Here is a 16501-nt window from a genome sequence, read left to right as displayed (position 1 = left end):
ATAGACCGTTGTTTACGTGCCGACTTTTCAGACAGAACCTAGGCATTGCCCGAAGGGTGCCGGCTTACAGCCGCGCCGTTATCTCGTAGAATACCGGCCAATCACACGCCTCGAACTCTCTTTCCAGGAAGATCCCATGGGTTTCAACTGCGGTATCGTCGGCCTGCCCAACGTCGGCAAGTCCACCCTCTTCAATGCCCTGACCAAGTCGGGCATCGACGCCGAGAACTTCCCCTTCTGCACCATCGAGCCCAACGTCGGCATCGTGCCGATGCCGGACCCGCGCCTCGACCGGCTGGCGGAGATCGTGAAGCCCGAGAAGACCATCCCCACCACCATGGAGTTCGTCGACATCGCCGGACTGGTGGCGGGCGCTTCCAAGGGCGAGGGCCTCGGCAACCAGTTCCTGGCCAACATCCGCGAGACCCAAGCCATCGCCCACGTGGTGCGCTGCTTCGATAACGACAACGTCATCCACGTGGCCAACGAGGTCGATCCGCGCGCCGACATCGAGACCATCAACCTCGAGCTGGCCCTGGCCGACCTGGACACCGTCGACCGCGCCATCCAGCGCCTGGTGCGCGTGGTCAAGGGCGGCGACAAGGAAGCCATCGCCACCAAGGCGATCCTCGACCGCATCCAGCCGCACCTGGCCGAGGGCCAGCCGCTGCGCAGCTTCGGCCTCGACGACGACGAGAAGCAGCAGCTCAAGAGCTTCGGCTTCCTGACCCTCAAGCCGACCATGTACATCGCCAACGTCAACGAGGACGGCTTCGACGACAACCCCTACCTCGAGGTGGTCAAGCAGATCGCCGCCGAGGAAGGCGCCGTCGTGGTCCCGGTGTGCAACCAGATCGAGGCCGAGATCGCCGAGCTCGACGACGAGGAGCGCGCCATGTTCCTCGACGAGATGGGCATGCAAGAGCCCGGCCTGGACCGCGTGATCCGCGCCGGCTACGAGCTGCTGGGCCTGCAGACCTACTTCACCGCCGGGGTGAAGGAAGTCCGCGCCTGGACCGTCAAGATCGGCGCCACCGCCCCGGAGGGCGCCGGCGTGATCCACACAGACTTCCAGAAGGGCTTCATCCGCGCCGAAGTGATCGCCTACGACGACTTCGTCTCGCTGGGCGGCGAACAGGGCGCCAAGGACGCCGGCAAGTGGCGCCTGGAAGGCAAGGACTACGTGCTCAAGGACGGCGACGTGGTGCACTTCCGCTTCAACGTCTGAGGCAAAAAATAGTTGACGAAACGAGGCCTTATCCGTAGTATGCGCCCTCGTTGTCCGGCTACGTAGCTCAGTTGGTTAGAGCACATCACTCATAATGATGGGGTCCCCTGTTCGAGTCAGGGCGTAGCCACCAGATATCGAAAAGCCCGCCTGGTTCGCCAGGCGGGCTTTTTTCGTTGATGAGCCGGCTTGGCCGGTCACCCTCCCACCGGCGCCCGAAGGCGCCGGCGGTCACGGGGCCTCAGGGCAGCTCGCGGCGATCGACGAAGGCCGTGAGCACTCGGGTCAGGTGCGCCACGTCCTTGGCACCCGCGGTCTCGCGGATCGAGTGCATCGCCCACTGGGGCACGCCCACGTCCAGGGTCGGCACGCCGAGCTCGGTAGCGGTGATCGGGCCGATGGTGCTGCCGCAGCCCATGTCGGCACGGGTCACGAAGGTCTGCACCGGTACCTCGGCCTCCTGGCACAGCGTGCGGAACAGCGCCGCGGTAGCGCTGTTGGTGGCGTAGCGTTGATTGGCGTTGACCTTGATCACCGGCCCCTCGTTGAGCGCCGGACCGTGAGCGGCGTCGTGCTTGTCGAGGAAGTTCGGGTGCAAGGCGTGGGCATTGTCGCAGGAGATCATCCGCGAGGCCTGAATCAGACGGATGAATTCTTCCTCGCTGCCGTCACCCAGCTGGGCACTGACCCGCCGCAGCACGTCGCCCAGGAAGGGCCCCTGGGCGCCGCAGGCGCTGGCGCTGCCCACCTCCTCGTGATCGTTGGCCACCAGCACCGCCCCTTGCGTCCCGTCTGAATCGAGGAGGGCCTCAAGGCCGATGAAGCACGACAGCAGGTTGTCGAGCCGCGCCGAGGCGATCAGCTCGCCCTCCACGCCGACCCGGGCCGGCGGCTGCATGTCGTGGAAGCCGAGCTCGAAGTCGACGATCTCCACATCGCCGAGGTCATGTTCGGCCGCCAGCCAGGTTCGCAGCAGACGATCCAGATCGGCCGACTCGCCGCCCTGAAGGAAGACCGGCGCCATCTGGGTCTGGGCATTGATCGCCCGGCCGCTGTTGGCCTCGCGGTCGAGATGGATCGCCAGGCTCGGAATGATCGCCACGGCGCGGTCGACGTTGAGCAGCATGCCTTCCAGGCGGCCGTCGGGATGACGCACGTGAACCCGGCCGGCGAGCCCCAGATCGCGGTCGTACCAGGGCGCCAGCAGCGCCCCGCCGTACACCTCGACGCCGAGCTGCAGCCAGCCGGCGGCGGTCTGCGGCGCATGAGGCTTGAGGCGCAGTCCGGGACTGTCGGTGTGGGCGCCGATCATGCGCAGCGCCGAGAGCGGTTCGCTCGGCAGCTGCAGGGCAATGATCGAGGAATCGTTGCGCGTCACGTAGACCCGCTCGCCGGGCGTCAGCTGCCAGGGCTGTGTCTCGTCGAGGCGCCGGAAGCCTTCGGCCTCGAGGCGCTCGGCCATGTTGGCCGTGGCGTGCCAGGGCGTGGGCGAACGGCGCAGGAAGTCGAGCAGTCGCTCGAGCGGGGCATCCTGGGGCATGGGACTCCTCTCGGTGTCGCATCTTGGGGGCATGGGACTCGACCGAGCTGCTACAATGGCGGTTCTGTCCGTGCAACTCGTGAGCCGAATCACGGTCTGGACGCTAGAGTGTACATGAATCCGGGAGTGCTTCATCGATGAGCCTGTTTGTGACCCTGGGTCGTGCCGCGGCCCTGGCCCTGCTGCTGGGCAGCGTCCCGGCCCAGGCGGCGATCACCGCTACCGACGCCCAGCGCGAGGCCGCCGTGGAGGTAGCCGAATCGCTGCGCTACGGCCACTACGCGGATATCCGCTTCGACGACGAGTGGTCGAAGCAGGCCTTCGAGCGCTATCTGGAACTGCTCGACGGCCAGCGGGCCTACCTGCTCGCCGATGACGTCGACGAGTTCGCGGACCTGTCGACCGCCATGGACGATGCCGTCCTCGACGGCGATCTCGACCGCCCCTACGCGCTCTACCAGCGCTACCACGAGCGCGCCGAAGCACGCCTGGAGTGGCTGCTCGAGCGCGTCGATGCAGGCCTCGACTTCGACTTCGACGGCAACCAGCGGATGGTCCTGGATCGCAAGGACGCCCCCTGGCCCCGCCGCACCGCATCGCTGGACGAGCTGTGGCAGAAGCGCCTGCAGAACGCCGCCCTGACGCTGTCGCTCAGCGACCAGACCCCGGAAGAGGTCGAAGAAACCCTCCACGATCGCTACGAGAACCAGCTGAACCGCCTCCGCCAGGCCAACGCCGAGGACGTCTTCGGCCTGATGATGGCCGCCGTGACCGGCAGCATCGACCCGCACAGCGAGTACCTGTCGCCGCGCCAGAGCGAGTCCTTCGACATCCAGATGCGCCTGTCCCTGGAGGGCATCGGCGCCCTGCTCCAGGCCGATGGCGAGTACGTCAAGGTCGCGAGCCTGGTGCCCGGCGGCCCCGCCGAGAAAGCCGGCGTGCTCAAGCCCGCCGATCGCATCATCGGCGTCGGCCAGGAAGACGAGGAGGTGGTCAACGTGGTCGGCATGCGCCTCGACGACGTGGTCGACATGATCCGCGGCCCCAAGGGCTCGGTGGTGCGCCTCGACGTGGTGCCCGCCCAGGCCGTCGATACCACCCGCTCCAAGGTCGTCGAGATCACCCGCGACACCGTCAAGCTCGAGGACCAGGCCGCCCAGAGCGAGGTCATCGAGGTCGAGCGCGAGGACGGCATGCATCGCCTGGGCGTCATCGAGGTGCCGGCCTTCTACGTCGACTTCGATGCCTGGCAGGCCGGCGAGCCGGACTACCGCAGCACCACCCGCGACGTGGCCAAGGAAGTCGAACGGCTCAAGGACGAGAACGTGGAAGGCATCGTGCTCGACCTGCGCAACAACGGCGGAGGCGCCCTTCAGGAAGCCAACTCGCTGATCGGCCTGTTCATCGATCGCGGCCCCACCGTTCAGGTGCGCGACGCCCAGGGCCGCATCAGCCTCTACGGCGATACAGACAGCGGCACACTCTACGACGGTCCGCTGGCGGTGCTGGTCAACCGGCTCTCGGCCTCGGCCTCGGAAATCTTCGCCGGCGCCATTCAGGATTACGGGCGCGGCCTGGTGGTCGGCGGCGACACCTTCGGCAAGGGCACCGTGCAGACCCTCGACGAGCTCAACCACGGCCAGCTCAAGCTGACCCGCGCCAAGTTCTACCGCATCTCCGGCGAGAGCACCCAGCATCGCGGCGTCACGCCCGACATCAGCTTCCCGAGCCTGATCGACCCGGAGCTCATCGGCGAGAGCAGCCTCGACAACGCCCTGGCCTGGGATCAGGTGCGCAAGGTCCAGTACCGCCGCTACGGCCAGCCGGAGCGCTATCTGGAGACCCTTCGCCAACGGCATCAACAGCGTGCCGACCTGCACCCCAACTTCCACTACCTGGAGCGCGAGGCCGAGCTCGCCGAGCGGCTACGCGAGCAGCACACCAGCGTCAGCCTCAATCGCGAACAGCGTCAGCGCGAGGCCGAGGCCCAGGAGGCCGAACAGCTGGCCCTGGAGAACCAGCGCCGCGAGGCCCTGGGCCTGGAGCCGCTGGAGGAGTGGACGGACGCCCGCGACGAGGATACCGAACAGGCCGAGCCGATCGATCGCGCCCAGGTGATGGAGAGCGCCGAGATCCTGCTCGACTACGCCCGTCTCGACCACGGCCTGCGACTCGCCGACTACGACGACTGAGCCCTTCCCACCCTCGCCATACACGACGCCGGGCCCTGCGCCCGGCGTCGCCGTATTGCACGGAGCAAAACGCGGACGAAACGCACGGACACGACGAATGCCGGCGGAAAGCCGGTAGCATCACGATATAATCGGGAAAGACGCGAGAGCGGAGAATTCAGGGAATCAGCGCAGAAACGGCTGAAGAACAAGCATTGGCTCCCCGAACAGGACTCGAACCTGTGACCCAATGATTAACAGTCATTTGCTCTACCAACTGAGCTATCGGGGAACGACTTGTATGCCCGGACGGGCTGACCTCAGAGGCCTGATGGCCGGAACCTGACGGTCTGGAAGAGGTAAAAGGTGGCTCCCCGAACAGGACTCGAACCTGTGACCCAATGATTAACAGTCATTTGCTCTACCAACTGAGCTATCGGGGAATGACCTTTTTTACCGTTCGACACCTTTCAGTGCCGCTGTGCTCGTTGCTCTGGGACGAAGCTGGCTCCCCGAACAGGACTCGAACCTGTGACCCAATGATTAACAGTCATTTGCTCTACCAACTGAGCTATCGGGGAATGGCCTCGAGCACGGTGCGTAGTATACGGATCCGCTTGTGAACGTCAAGGGCCAAAACCGTCACTCGCCGCTCACGCCTCCGGAAAGCAAGACGCCCGCCGGGCGATGTGCCGGGCGGGCGTCTCATGCTGTCCTGGTGGCTACGCCCTGATTCGAACAGGGGACCCCATCATTATGAGTGATGTGCTCTAACCAGCTGAGCTACGTAGCCATTTTGCGTCCTGGGAGAGATGTCCCCGACGACGGATGCAGATTATGCACGGCGGCCCGCCCCAAGGCAAGCCCGCCATGCGACAGGCGGCATCAGAGGGACAGCGCCTCCTTGACCGCGGGCAGCCCCGGCTCGCCGTCGGCGGTGGTCACGCCGTCGAGCCAGCCCTCGAGCACGTCGGGATGCGCCTGGAGATAGCTCCGGGCGGCATCGCGCGGATCGGTGCCCTCGTCCATGATCTCGCCCATCAGCTGATTCTCCATCTCCAGGGTGAAGGAGAGGTTGTTCAGCAGCGATCCGACGTTGGGACAGGCCTCGGCGTAGCCGGCACGGGTATTGGTGTAGACGGTGGCACCGCCCAGGTTCGGGCCGAAGTAGTCGTCGGCGCCCTCCAGATAGGCGATATCGAAGTTGGTGTTCATGGGATGCGGCTCCCAGCCGAGGAACACCATCCACTGCTCGTTCGGCTCGCGGGCGTTGAGCTCGGCCAGCATGCCCGCCTCGCTGGAGTCTACCAGCCGCCAGTCGCCCAGGCCGAAGGCGTCGTCGTCGATCATGTCCTGGATCAGCAGGTTGCCGTCGTTGCCGGCCTCGATGCCGTGCAGCGTGGACTCGAAGCGGTCGGCGTGGGCGTCCAGATCGGCCACCGAGGTGACGCCGGCGTCATACACGTACTGAGGCACCGCCAGGGTGTACTTGGCGCCCTCCAGGTTGGCGCCCAGGCGGTCCACCTGCCCCCGCTCGACGTAGGGGTCGCTGATCGACGCCATGGACGGCATCCAGTTGCCGAGGAAGACATCGAAGTCGCCGTTCTTCATGCCGGAATAGGCGATGGGCACCGAGACGGTATCGATCCGGGTGTCGTAGCCGAGCGTTTCGAGCACCTCGGTGGTCAGGGCGGTGGTCGCGGTGATGTCGGTCCAGCCCACTTCGGCGAAGCGGACGGGCTGACAGCCCTCTTCGGCGGCCATCAGCGGCGAGGCGGAAAGCGCCAGCGCGGTGGTGGCCAGGCCCATGGTCATCTTGTTCATTGCATCGCTCCCTTGCGTGGATCACGCGTATGATTCGAGGAAACATCGTGCCTGCCGATTTTTATTGATTGAACGTTCAATAAAAAAATGGCAAGCTGTCGCTATCTTAACCATGTCGGATGGCATGGTAGCAAGATGCTCTCGGGAGAGGAGTCAACGCAGTGCCCAAGGTCGGAATGGAACCCATTCGTCGCCAGCAGCTGATCACGGCCACCATGGCGGCCATCGACGAAGTCGGCCTGGCCGACGCCACCGTGGCGCGCATCGCCCGCCACGCCGGCGTCTCGGCCGGCATCATCAGTCACTACTTCGGCGGCAAGGACGGCCTGCTCGAAGCGACCATGCGCCAGATCCTCAACGATCTGGGCGAGGCGGTCTCACGCCGACGCAAGGCGCTGACCACCGATGCCCCGGAGGCCCACCTGGCGGCGATCATCGACGGCAACTTCGATCGCACCCAGGTCTCCGGCCCGGTGGCCAAGACCTGGCTGGCCTTCTGGGCCAGCAGCATGCACCGCCCTGCCCTGGCACGGCTGCAGACGGTCAACGACCGGCGCCTGTACGCCAACCTCAGCCACGAGTTCCGGCGCCTGCTGCCCAAGCACAAGGCCCGCGACGCAGCCCGCGCCCTGGCCGCCATGATCGACGGCCTGTGGCTGCGCGGGGCCCTCGCCCCCGAGGGGCTGGACAGCGACCACGCCCGGCGCCTGGCCCGCGACTACCTGGAGCAGCTGCTCAAGGCCTACGGCCTCGGCGCTCGCTCTTCCGAATCCCTGTCACTCGAGTCCTGACTGGAGGCTTCCATGACCCACGCAATCGAATCCCTGTACATCGACGGCCGCCGGGTGGATGCCACCTCCGGCGAGACCTTCCCGGTCATCAATCCCTATGACGGCAGCGTCCTGGCCGAGGTCCAGCAGGCCAGCGAGGCCGACGTGGACGCCGCCGTCGCCGCCGCCCGCCGCGGACAGCGCGACTGGGCCGCCATGAGCGGCATGGAACGCGGCCGGGTGATGCAGCGCGCCGTGGCGCTGCTTCGCGAGCGCAACGACGAGATCGCCGAGCTGGAGAGCCGCAACACCGGCAAGCCGGTCAGCGAGACCCGCGAGGTCGACATCGTTACCGGCGCCGACGCGCTCGAGTACTACGCCGGCCTGGCCCCGGCCATCGAGGGCAGCCAGATCCCGCTGCGCGAGACCTCCTTCGTCTATACCCGTCGCGAGCCGCTGGGCGTGATCGGCAGCATCGGCGCCTGGAACTACCCGATCCAGATCGCCTGCTGGAAGTCCGCCCCGGCGCTGGCCGCCGGCAACGCCGTGGTCTTCAAGCCCAGCGAGGTCACCCCGCTGACCGCCATGGTGCTGGCCGAGATCTTCACCGAGGCCGGCCTGCCCGACGGCGTGTTCAACGTGGTCCACGGCGACGCCCGGGTCGGCCAGCTGATCACCGGCCACGGCGACATCGACAAGGTCTCCTTCACCGGCGAAGTGGGCACCGGCAAGAAGGTGATGTCCGCCTCCGCCGCGTCCAGCCTCAAGGACGTGACCATGGAGCTGGGCGGCAAGTCGCCACTGATCGTGTTCGACGACGCCGACCTGGATCGCGCCGCCGACGCCGCCATGATGGCCAACTTCTACTCCAGTGGGCAGGTCTGCACCAACGGCACCCGGGTGTTCGTGGCCAGCGCCGTCAAGGAGGCCTTCGAGGGCAAGATCGCCGAACGCGTGGCCCGTATCAAGGCCGGCGACCCGCAGGACCCGACGGTGAACTTCGGCCCGCTGGTGAGCTTCGAGCACCAGGAGAAGGTGCTGTCCTACATCGCGCTGGGCAAGCAGGAAGGCGCCCGCGTACTGGCCGGCGGCGAGGCCTGGAGCCAGGGCGACTGGGCGAAGGGTGCCTGGGCCGCGCCCACGGTGTTCACCGACTGCCACGACGAGATGCGCATCGTCCGCGAGGAGATCTTCGGCCCGGTGATGTCGATCCTCGCCTTCGACGACGAGGAAGAGGTGATCCGCCGCGCCAACGACACCGACTACGGCCTGGCCGCCGGCGTGTTCACCGAGGGGCTGAACCGCGCCCATCGGGTCATCCATCGACTGGAAGCCGGCATCTGCTGGGTGAATACCTGGGGCGACTCCCCCGCCGAGATGCCGGTGGGTGGCTACAAGCAGTCCGGCGTCGGCCGCGAGAACGGCGTCGAGACCCTGGCCCACTACACCCAGACCAAGTCGGTGCAGGTCGAGATGGGCGCCTTCGAATCGGTGTTCTAAGGCCTGCTCTGGACCGCCGAGCGAGATGAGCTGATTCGGCGACGAGGCCCCGGAATGCCGGACCATCGCGAGGGCGCTGTGAACCCATCCATGGGCGCTACTTTTGCCGTCCATGGTCAAAAGACCCTCGCTACGCCTCATCCCCGACGCTCTTCTCGCCGGTGCCGCTGCACGACCGCTTTCTCAGGCGCGCCCTCTCTACACGCGCCTGGCCTGATCGGCGAGACCCGACGCCTCGCCACGAGACCCTTTTGACTGTTTCAGGGAGGCTCCATGTCGCAGTCCCGTGAGTTCGATTACGTCATCATCGGCGCCGGCTCGGCCGGCAACGTCCTGGCCACCCGCCTGACCGAAGACCCGAACGTCAGCGTGCTGCTGCTCGAGGCCGGCGGCAAGGACCACCGCTTCGACTTCCGCACCCAGATGCCGGCGGCGCTGGCCTATCCGCTGCAGGGCAAGCGCTACAACTGGGCCTTCGAGACCGACCCCGAACCGCACATGGACGGCCGACGCATGGAGTGCGGCCGCGGCAAGGGCCTGGGCGGCTCCTCGCTGATCAACGGCATGTGCTACATCCGCGGCAACGCCCTGGACTACGACAACTGGGCCAAGCGCGCCGGCCTGGAGGACTGGACCTACGCCGACTGCCTGCCCTACTTCCGCAAGGCCGAGACCCGCGACATCGGTCCCGACGACTACCACGGCGGCGACGGCCCGGTCAGCGTGACCACGCCGAAGGACGGCAACAACCCGCTGTATCATGCCTTCATCGAGGCGGGCCAGCAGGCCGGCTATCCGGCCACCGAGGACGTCAACGGCTACCAGCAGGAAGGCTTCGGCCCCATGGACCGCTTCGTCACGCCGAACGGGCGCCGCGCCTCCACCGCCCGGGGCTACCTCGATCTGGCCAAGCCGCGCCCCAACCTGACCATCGAGACCCGCGCCACCACCGACGTCATCACCTTCGACGGCAAGCGCGCCACCGGCGTGCGCTACGAGCGCGGCGGCCAGTCCCGGGAGGTCAAGGCGCGTCGCGAGGTGCTGCTGTGCGCCGGCGCCATCGCCTCGCCGCAGATCCTGCAGCGCTCCGGCATCGGCCCCAAGGACCTGCTCGATGAACTCGGCATCACCCCGGTGCAGGTCAACGAGAACGTCGGCCAGCACCTCCAGGACCACCTGGAGATGTACATTCAGTACGAGTGCAAGAAGCCGATTTCGCTGTATCCGGCGCTGAAGTGGTACAACCAGCCTAAGATCGGCGCCGAGTGGATGCTGTTCGGCACCGGCGTGGGCGCCAGCAACCAGTTCGAGGCCGCCGGCTTCATCCGCACCCGCGACGAGGAAGAGTGGCCGAACCTGCAGTACCACTTCCTGCCGATCGCCATCAGCTACAACGGCAAGAGCGCGGTGCAGGCCCACGGCTTCCAGGCCCACGTCGGCTCCATGCGCTCCGAGAGCGAGGGCCGGGTGCGCCTGACCTCGCTGGATCCCAAGGCCGCGCCCTCGATCCTGTTCAACTACATGTCCACCGAGAAGGACTGGCAGGAGTTCCGCGACGCCATCCGCCTGACCCGCGAGATCATCGAGCAGCCGGCCATGGACGAATACCGCGGCCGCGAGATCTCCCCGGGGCCGGAGGTGAAGACCGACGCCGAGCTCGACGCCTTCGTCCGCGAGCACGCCGAGACCGCCTACCACCCCTGCGGCAGCTGCCGCATGGGCGACGGTGACGACGCGGTGGTCGATGGCGCCGGTCGGGTCCACGGCGTGGAGGCCCTGCGGGTGGTCGACGCCTCGCTGTTCCCGGTCATCCCCACCGGCAACCTCAACGCGCCGACGATCATGCTGGCCGAGAAGATGGCCGACAAGATCCGCGGCCGAGAGGCCCTGCCGAAGAGCGACGCGCCCTACTACGTCGCCAACGGCGCCCCCGCCCAGCAGGAACCGCAGCGCCGCACGGCCTGATCACGCCACCGGCAGCACCGAGACGCCCCGCCTTCGAGCGGGGCGTCTTGCGTTGGCAATCACAAAAAATAGGGCAGCCCTCTGCTGCCGGGCTCATCGGCGACAAGCCGCGAGGAGACGCATGAATACTTCCCTGTAGCTCCCGACGCCCTGCGGCGCTCTCGCGTCCCGCTCCGCTGGCAGGTCCGGTGCTGGCCATCCTTGGCCAGCCCGTTCGGAGGCATGCTCCTCACCCATGGCGTAGGAACGCCTCGTCGGCTTGCCTCCGTAGCCCTGGATCGAGCGAGTCCTGCGTTGAGCGATAGGGTATTGGCTGCGAGGCATCTGATGGGCTAGGCTGAAGGTATTCAAACAAGTGTTTAAATGTCACGGAGCCGCCCACCATGCTGACCCTGATCCTGCTGCTGCTGGCCGTTGCCGGCCTGCTCATCGTGATGCGCCGGGAGGCCGGCGCCCTGCCCGCCCTCGGCGTCACCGGCCTGCTCGGCCTCGTCGGCCTGGCCACCGGCGCCACGGTGATCGGCGTGCTGCTGCTGGTCGCCACCACGGCGATCGCCGCCTGCGGCCTGCCGGCGCTTCGCCGCCGCTGGCTGACGCCGAAGCTGTTCGCCATGTTCAAGCGCGTCGCGCCGAAGGTCTCGGCCACCGAGCGCACCGCCCTGGAGGCCGGCAGCGTGGCCTGGGACGGCGAGCTGTTCACCGGCCGCCCCGACTGGCAGCGGCTGCTCGACTATCGCGACGACGGCCTGTCCGACTCGGAACGCGCCTTCCTCGATCACCAGTGCGGCGTCGCCGCCGGCATGTGCAACGACTGGGACATCGCCCGCGAGCGCGCCGACCTGCCCCAGGAGCTGTGGGACTACCTCAAGCGCGAGCGCTTCTTCGGCATGATCATCCCGCAGGAATACGGCGGCCTCGGCTTCTCCGCCAAGGCCCAGTCGATGGTGCTGCAGAAACTCTCGGTCAACGAGACGCTGATGGTCACCGTCGGCGTACCCAACTCCCTCGGCCCGGGCGAGCTGCTGCTCAAGTACGGCACCGAGGAGCAGAAGAATCACTACCTGCCGCGGCTGGCCGACGGTCGCGAGATCCCCTGCTTCGGCCTGACCGGCCCGCGCGCCGGCAGTGATGCCACCTCGCTGCCCGACGTCGGCACCGTGGTGCGCCGCGAGATCGACGGCGAGACGGTGCTGGGCCTGGAGCTGACCTTCGAGAAGCGCTGGATCACCCTGGCGCCGATCGCCAGCGTGGTCGGCCTGGCCTTCCGCCTGTTCGATCCCGACCACCTGCTCGGCGAGGAGGAAGACCGCGGCATCACCCTGGCGCTGGTGCCGCGCGATACCGAAGGCATGCAGATCGGCCGCCGCCACCATCCCATCGGCAGTCCCTTCCTCAACGGCCCGATCAAGGGCGAGAACGTCTTCGTGCCGCTGTCCACCATCATCGGCGGCGAGGCCATGATCGGCCAGGGCTGGCGCATGCTGGTCGAGTGCCTGTCGGTGGGCCGCTGCATCACCCTGCCCTCCGGCGCCACCGGCACCGCCCGCTACGCCCTGGGCTGGAGCGGCGGCTTCGCCCGCATCCGCCGCCAGTTCAACGTCCCGGTGGCCGAAATGGAGGGCGTCCAGGAGCCACTGGCCCGCATGGCGGCGCTCGGCTACATCGCCCAGGCCGCGGTCTACCAGACCGCCAACACTATCGACCACGGCGAGAAGCCGGCGGTGCCCTCGGCGATCCTCAAGAGCCAGCTCACCGAGTTCCAGCGCGTGATCCTGGCCGACGCCATGGACATCCACGGCGGCAAGGCGGTGACCCTCGGGCCGCGCAACTACCTCGGCATCGGCTACAGCGCCAACCCGGTGGCGATCACCGTCGAGGGCGCCAACATCATGACCCGCAACCTGATGATCTTCGGCCAGGGGGCGATCCGCTGCCATCCCTACGTGCTGGAGGAACTGGCCGCCAAGGACGCCGACGACGTCAAGGCCTTCGATACGGCCTTCTTCGGCCATGCCGGCCTGATCCTCGGCAACGCCGCCCGCGCCCTGACCCAGGGCCTTGGCATCGGCCAGCCGGACTCGCCCTTCGACGACGTCGCCGCCCCCTACGCCAAGGAGATCGCACGGCTCTCCGCCGGCTTCTCGCTGACCGCCGATGCCGCCATGGCGAGTCTCGGCTCGAAGCTCAAGCAGCGCGAGATGCTCTCCGCGCGCCTCGGCGACGTGCTATCCAACCTCTATCTGGCCAGCCTGATGCTCAAGCAGTGGCACGAGGGCGAAAAGGTCGAGCAGGAAGATGCCCTGCTCCACTACGCCGCCCGCTTCCTGCTGGGCCGCGCCGAGCAGGCCTTCGATGAGCTGTTCGACAACCTGCCGAACCGCGCCCTGGGCCGCATGCTGCGCATCGTGGTGATGCCCCGCGGCCGCCGCTGGGCACGCCCGACCGACGACCTGACGCGCACCATCGCCCAGGCCGTGACCCGCGACAGCGTCCTGCGCCAGCGACTGCTGACCAACACCTGGGACGCCGACGACGGTCCCCAGGACAACCCGCTGGCCCGCTACAACGCCCTGCTGGCCACCCAGGAGCGCGCCGAGGCGCTGTATCGCACCGTCGGCAAGGCCCACGCCAAGGGCGAGATCCCGGCCGAGGCGCTGCACCCCGAGCAGCAGGTCGACGCCGCCCTCGCCGCCGGCCTGATCAGCGAGGACGATGCCACCTTCATGCGCCAGCGCGAGGCCGAGGTGCTGGACATGCTCACCGTCGACGACTTCGACTACGACGCCTTCGTCACCGACAAGAGCAAGGTGCTGCGCCACCATCCGGCCTGAAGCCTCACTTATCACGTCCACGACCACGCCCCGGCCCGCCGCCGGGGCGTCCTTTTTGCCCCCCTGCAAGGACCGGCGCAGCCGCTACGGCGGCCAGACGACCAGGATCAACGGGATCGCCACCGCCATCACCGCCAGCGACAGCGGAAGGCCCAGCCGCCAGTAGTCGCCGAAGCGATAGCCGCCGGGGCCCATCACCAGGGTGTTGGACTGATGCCCGATCGGCGTCAGGAAGGCACAGGAGGCGCTAACCGCCACCGCCATCAGGAAGGGATCCACCGAGGCCTCGAAGCCTTCGGCCAGGCTCGCCGCGATGGGCGCCATCAGCAGCGCCGCCGCGGCGTTGTTGATCACGTTGGAGAGCAGCAGGCCGAGCGCGAACAGCCCCGCCAGCGTGAGTGCCACCGGCCAGTCGCCGCCCAGCGCCAGCAGCGTCTCGGCGATGAGCGCCGCCCCGCCGCTGGTCTCCAGCGCCTGGCCCACCGGGATCATCGCGCCGAGCAGCACGATCACAGGCCCGTCGATGGCCTGATAGGCCTCGCGCAGGCTCAGCACACCGGCCAGCAGCGAGGCCAGGGCGGCGCCGCTCAACGCCACCGCGGCGGGCAGCCAGTCGAACAGCATCGCCACGATCGCCGCGGCGAAGATCGCCACCGACAGCGCCAGCCGACGCGGCTGGCCCAGGGCCAGGTCGCGGCTGGCAAGAGGCAGGCAGCCCAGGGTCGTCAGGCTCTCGCCGATTTCCTCCTCGCCACCCTGCAGCAGCAGCACGTCGCCGGCGCGGAAGCGGATGTCCCGCAGCCGCTGCCTGAGCCGGCCGCCGTCACGGGCCACCGCCACCAGATGCAGGCCGAACTGGTTGAGCAGGCGCAGCTGGCCGACCGTGCGGCCCTGCATCAGCGAGTCGTTGCGTACCACCGCCTCCACCAGCTGCAGGCCCTCGGTGTCGGTCGTGGCCTTGTCATGCGTCTTGCTCTTGCCACCCTTTCCGTCCTCGCCGTTCCCTCCTTCCTCGCCTTCCCTGTCGGCTCGACCGGTCTCCTCGGCGTCTTCGGCCTCCCGCTCCGCTTCGGCGCCCACCGCCAGTCCGGCCTTGTCCTCGAGCAGCGCCATCTCCTCGGGGCCGGCCTCCACCAGCAGGATGTCATGTCCACGAAGCGCGCCGAGGAAGGTATGGCCGGGATGGCGCCGCTCGTCGCGCACCACCGCCAGCACCGGGATCGGCTCTTCGACGGCCTGGTGAAGGTCGCGCAGCGACCAGCCCACCGCCTTGCCGTCCTCCGGCACGCGCAGCTCGACCAGGTAGTGGGCGGTGTCGAACATCGCGTCCATCGACGCCTGGCCGGCCCGCTGGGGCACCAGGTAGCGGCCGGCCAGCACGATCACGACGAGACCCGCCAGCGCCACGCTGGCGCCCACCGGGAAGAAGTCGAACATGCCGAAGCCCTCGCCGGTCAGCGAGCGGCGGTAGGCGGAAATGATGATGTTGGGCGGCGTGCCGATCAGGGTGGTCAGCCCGCCGAGCAGCGAGCCGAAGGCCAGCGGCATCAGCAGCAGCGATGGAGGGGTATCGTGCTCACGGGCCAGACGCAACGCCACCGGCAGCATCAGCGCCAGGGCGCCGACGTTGTTCATGATGCCGGAGAGCACCAGCACGGTGCCGGAGAGCACCAGGGTCTGCAGCATGATCCGGTCGCCGACGCACAGCGCCTGCTCGGCGATCAGGTCGACCAGCCCCGAGCGCTCGAAGCCGCGGCTGAGCACCAGCACCGCGGCCACGGTGATCACCGCCGGATGGCCGAAGCCGGCGAAGGCGCCCTCGGCGGGCACCAGGCCCAGCCCCACCGCGGCCAGCAGCGCCGCCAGCGCCACCAGGTCGTAGCGGAAGCGGCCCCAGACGAAGGCCGCCAGGGTCGCGCCGAGCAGAAGAAAAACCTGAGTGCTGTCGGCCATGACGGCTCACCTCCCTGTGCTGGAACAGGCGCGTCGAGGCTCGCAACGCGCTGTCTTCAGCATCGTCGCTAACGCGTGCGGATACCAGCGAGAGGCGAGACGCCCGCCGCTTCAGTCCGACATCGGCGGCTCGGGAAACGGCAGCGCCCCGTCGCCGCGGCGCACCTCGAAGACGTTGAGGGTCATGGCCACCAGGGCGTAGTAGCCGAACACGCCGATCAGCTCGACCACCGCCGGCTCGCCGAAGGCCTCCACCGCCTCAGCGTAGAGCGCCTCACTGACGCGCCGGGTGGTGTAGAGCGAGCGCCCCAGGCGCACCACCAGCGCCTCGTCGTCGCGCTCGCAGTCCGGTTCCTGATCCTCTGTCAGGCCTTCCTGCAACGCCTCGATCAGCGACGCCGAGACGCCGGCCTCCCGGGCGATGGGTTCATGGATCTGCCATTCCGCCTGGGACTGCCACCAGGACGCGGTGAACAGGATCGCCAGCTCGGTGAGCCGCAGCTCGAGCCGCGTGCCGTAGCGACAGAAGGCGCCCAGGCGCTGGGCGTGGTCGGCCAGTTCCGGGCTGTGAATCCAGGCCAGGAAGGGGCCGTCGAGGTTGCCGCGGGGGCCGCGGAGGATGGCGTCCAGCACGCGGCGCTGCTCGGGCGAGGCGGTGGCGTCATCGAGCGCCGGCAGACGCGAAGTGATCGACATGTCGAGCTCCTGTTTCATGAGGT

General features: G+C 67.9%; 10 protein-coding genes and 5 tRNA genes. 7 read left to right on the top strand and 8 right to left on the bottom strand.

Annotated features, from left to right (window positions below; genetic code table 11):
- Positions 1-136: 136 nt before the first annotated feature.
- Both ychF and C9J49_RS03665 read left to right on the top strand, forming a co-directional pair.
- Entirely contained in the window at positions 137-1228 is a 1092-nt protein-coding gene (gene ychF / locus C9J49_RS03670) for a redox-regulated ATPase YchF (RefSeq protein WP_046079820.1), read from the top strand.
- A gap of 56 nt (positions 1229-1284) precedes the next feature.
- A tRNA-Met gene (locus C9J49_RS03665) sits at positions 1285-1361 on the top strand.
- Between the two features lie 108 nt (positions 1362-1469).
- On the opposite strand, the gene C9J49_RS03660 is transcribed toward C9J49_RS03665, so the two are convergent.
- Positions 1470-2768 carry a M18 family aminopeptidase gene (locus tag C9J49_RS03660; RefSeq protein ID WP_046079821.1) on the bottom strand — a complete coding sequence of 433 codons (1299 nt, stop codon included), beginning with the start codon at positions 2766-2768 and terminating at the stop codon, positions 1470-1472.
- Positions 2769-2905: 137 nt separating this feature from the next.
- Between C9J49_RS03660 and C9J49_RS03655 the strand changes: the two genes are divergently transcribed.
- Positions 2906-4960: a carboxy terminal-processing peptidase gene (locus C9J49_RS03655; protein ID WP_107181237.1), complete on the top strand. Its 2055-nt coding sequence runs from the start codon at positions 2906-2908 to the stop codon at positions 4958-4960.
- Positions 4961-5155: 195 nt separating this feature from the next.
- Here C9J49_RS03655 and C9J49_RS03650 read toward each other — a convergent pair.
- The 5 genes from C9J49_RS03650 to C9J49_RS03630 form a co-directional block, all read right to left on the bottom strand.
- Positions 5156-5231: transfer RNA gene (locus C9J49_RS03650), tRNA-Asn, on the bottom strand.
- Between the two features lie 75 nt (positions 5232-5306).
- A tRNA-Asn gene (locus C9J49_RS03645) sits at positions 5307-5382 on the bottom strand.
- A 62-nt stretch (positions 5383-5444) separates the two neighbouring features.
- Positions 5445-5520: transfer RNA gene (locus tag C9J49_RS03640), tRNA-Asn, on the bottom strand.
- A gap of 135 nt (positions 5521-5655) precedes the next feature.
- Positions 5656-5732 (bottom strand) — tRNA-Met (locus C9J49_RS03635).
- A 92-nt stretch (positions 5733-5824) separates the two neighbouring features.
- Positions 5825-6763 (bottom strand): choline ABC transporter substrate-binding protein, encoded by a 939-nt coding sequence (locus C9J49_RS03630; RefSeq protein WP_046079823.1) that lies wholly within the window; start codon positions 6761-6763, stop codon positions 5825-5827.
- A 161-nt stretch (positions 6764-6924) separates the two neighbouring features.
- Here C9J49_RS03630 and betI point away from each other — a divergent pair, with 161 nt between their 5' ends.
- From betI to C9J49_RS03610, 4 genes are all read left to right on the top strand, one after another.
- Positions 6925-7554 carry a transcriptional regulator BetI gene (betI, locus tag C9J49_RS03625; RefSeq protein ID WP_173834964.1) on the top strand — a complete coding sequence of 210 codons (630 nt, stop codon included), beginning with the start codon at positions 6925-6927 and terminating at the stop codon, positions 7552-7554.
- Positions 7555-7566: 12 nt separating this feature from the next.
- Positions 7567-9033, top strand: coding sequence for a betaine-aldehyde dehydrogenase (gene betB / locus C9J49_RS03620; protein WP_046079825.1), 1467 nt, complete (start codon positions 7567-7569; stop codon positions 9031-9033).
- 273 nt (positions 9034-9306) lie between these two features.
- On the top strand, positions 9307-10998 hold the full coding sequence (gene betA, locus C9J49_RS03615; protein ID WP_046079826.1) for a choline dehydrogenase: 1692 nt from the start codon (positions 9307-9309) through the stop codon (positions 10996-10998).
- 383 nt (positions 10999-11381) lie between these two features.
- Positions 11382-13829 carry an acyl-CoA dehydrogenase gene (locus C9J49_RS03610; RefSeq protein WP_107181236.1) on the top strand — a complete coding sequence of 816 codons (2448 nt, stop codon included), beginning with the start codon at positions 11382-11384 and terminating at the stop codon, positions 13827-13829.
- An 84-nt stretch (positions 13830-13913) separates the two neighbouring features.
- On the opposite strand, the gene C9J49_RS03605 is transcribed toward C9J49_RS03610, so the two are convergent.
- Both C9J49_RS03605 and C9J49_RS03600 read right to left on the bottom strand, forming a co-directional pair.
- Entirely contained in the window at positions 13914-15782 is a 1869-nt protein-coding gene (locus tag C9J49_RS03605; protein WP_107181235.1) for an SLC13 family permease, read from the bottom strand.
- 111 nt (positions 15783-15893) lie between these two features.
- Entirely contained in the window at positions 15894-16478 is a 585-nt protein-coding gene (locus C9J49_RS03600) for a carboxymuconolactone decarboxylase family protein (RefSeq protein WP_107181234.1), read from the bottom strand.
- Positions 16479-16501: the final 23 nt, after the last annotated feature.

This window comes from Halomonas sp. SL1, from assembly GCF_003030865.2.
Classification (GTDB): Bacteria; Pseudomonadota; Gammaproteobacteria; order Pseudomonadales; family Halomonadaceae; genus Halomonas; species Halomonas halophila.
Note: the sequence above shows the minus strand (reverse complement) of the source record. Positions and strands in the feature narration are given on the sequence as shown.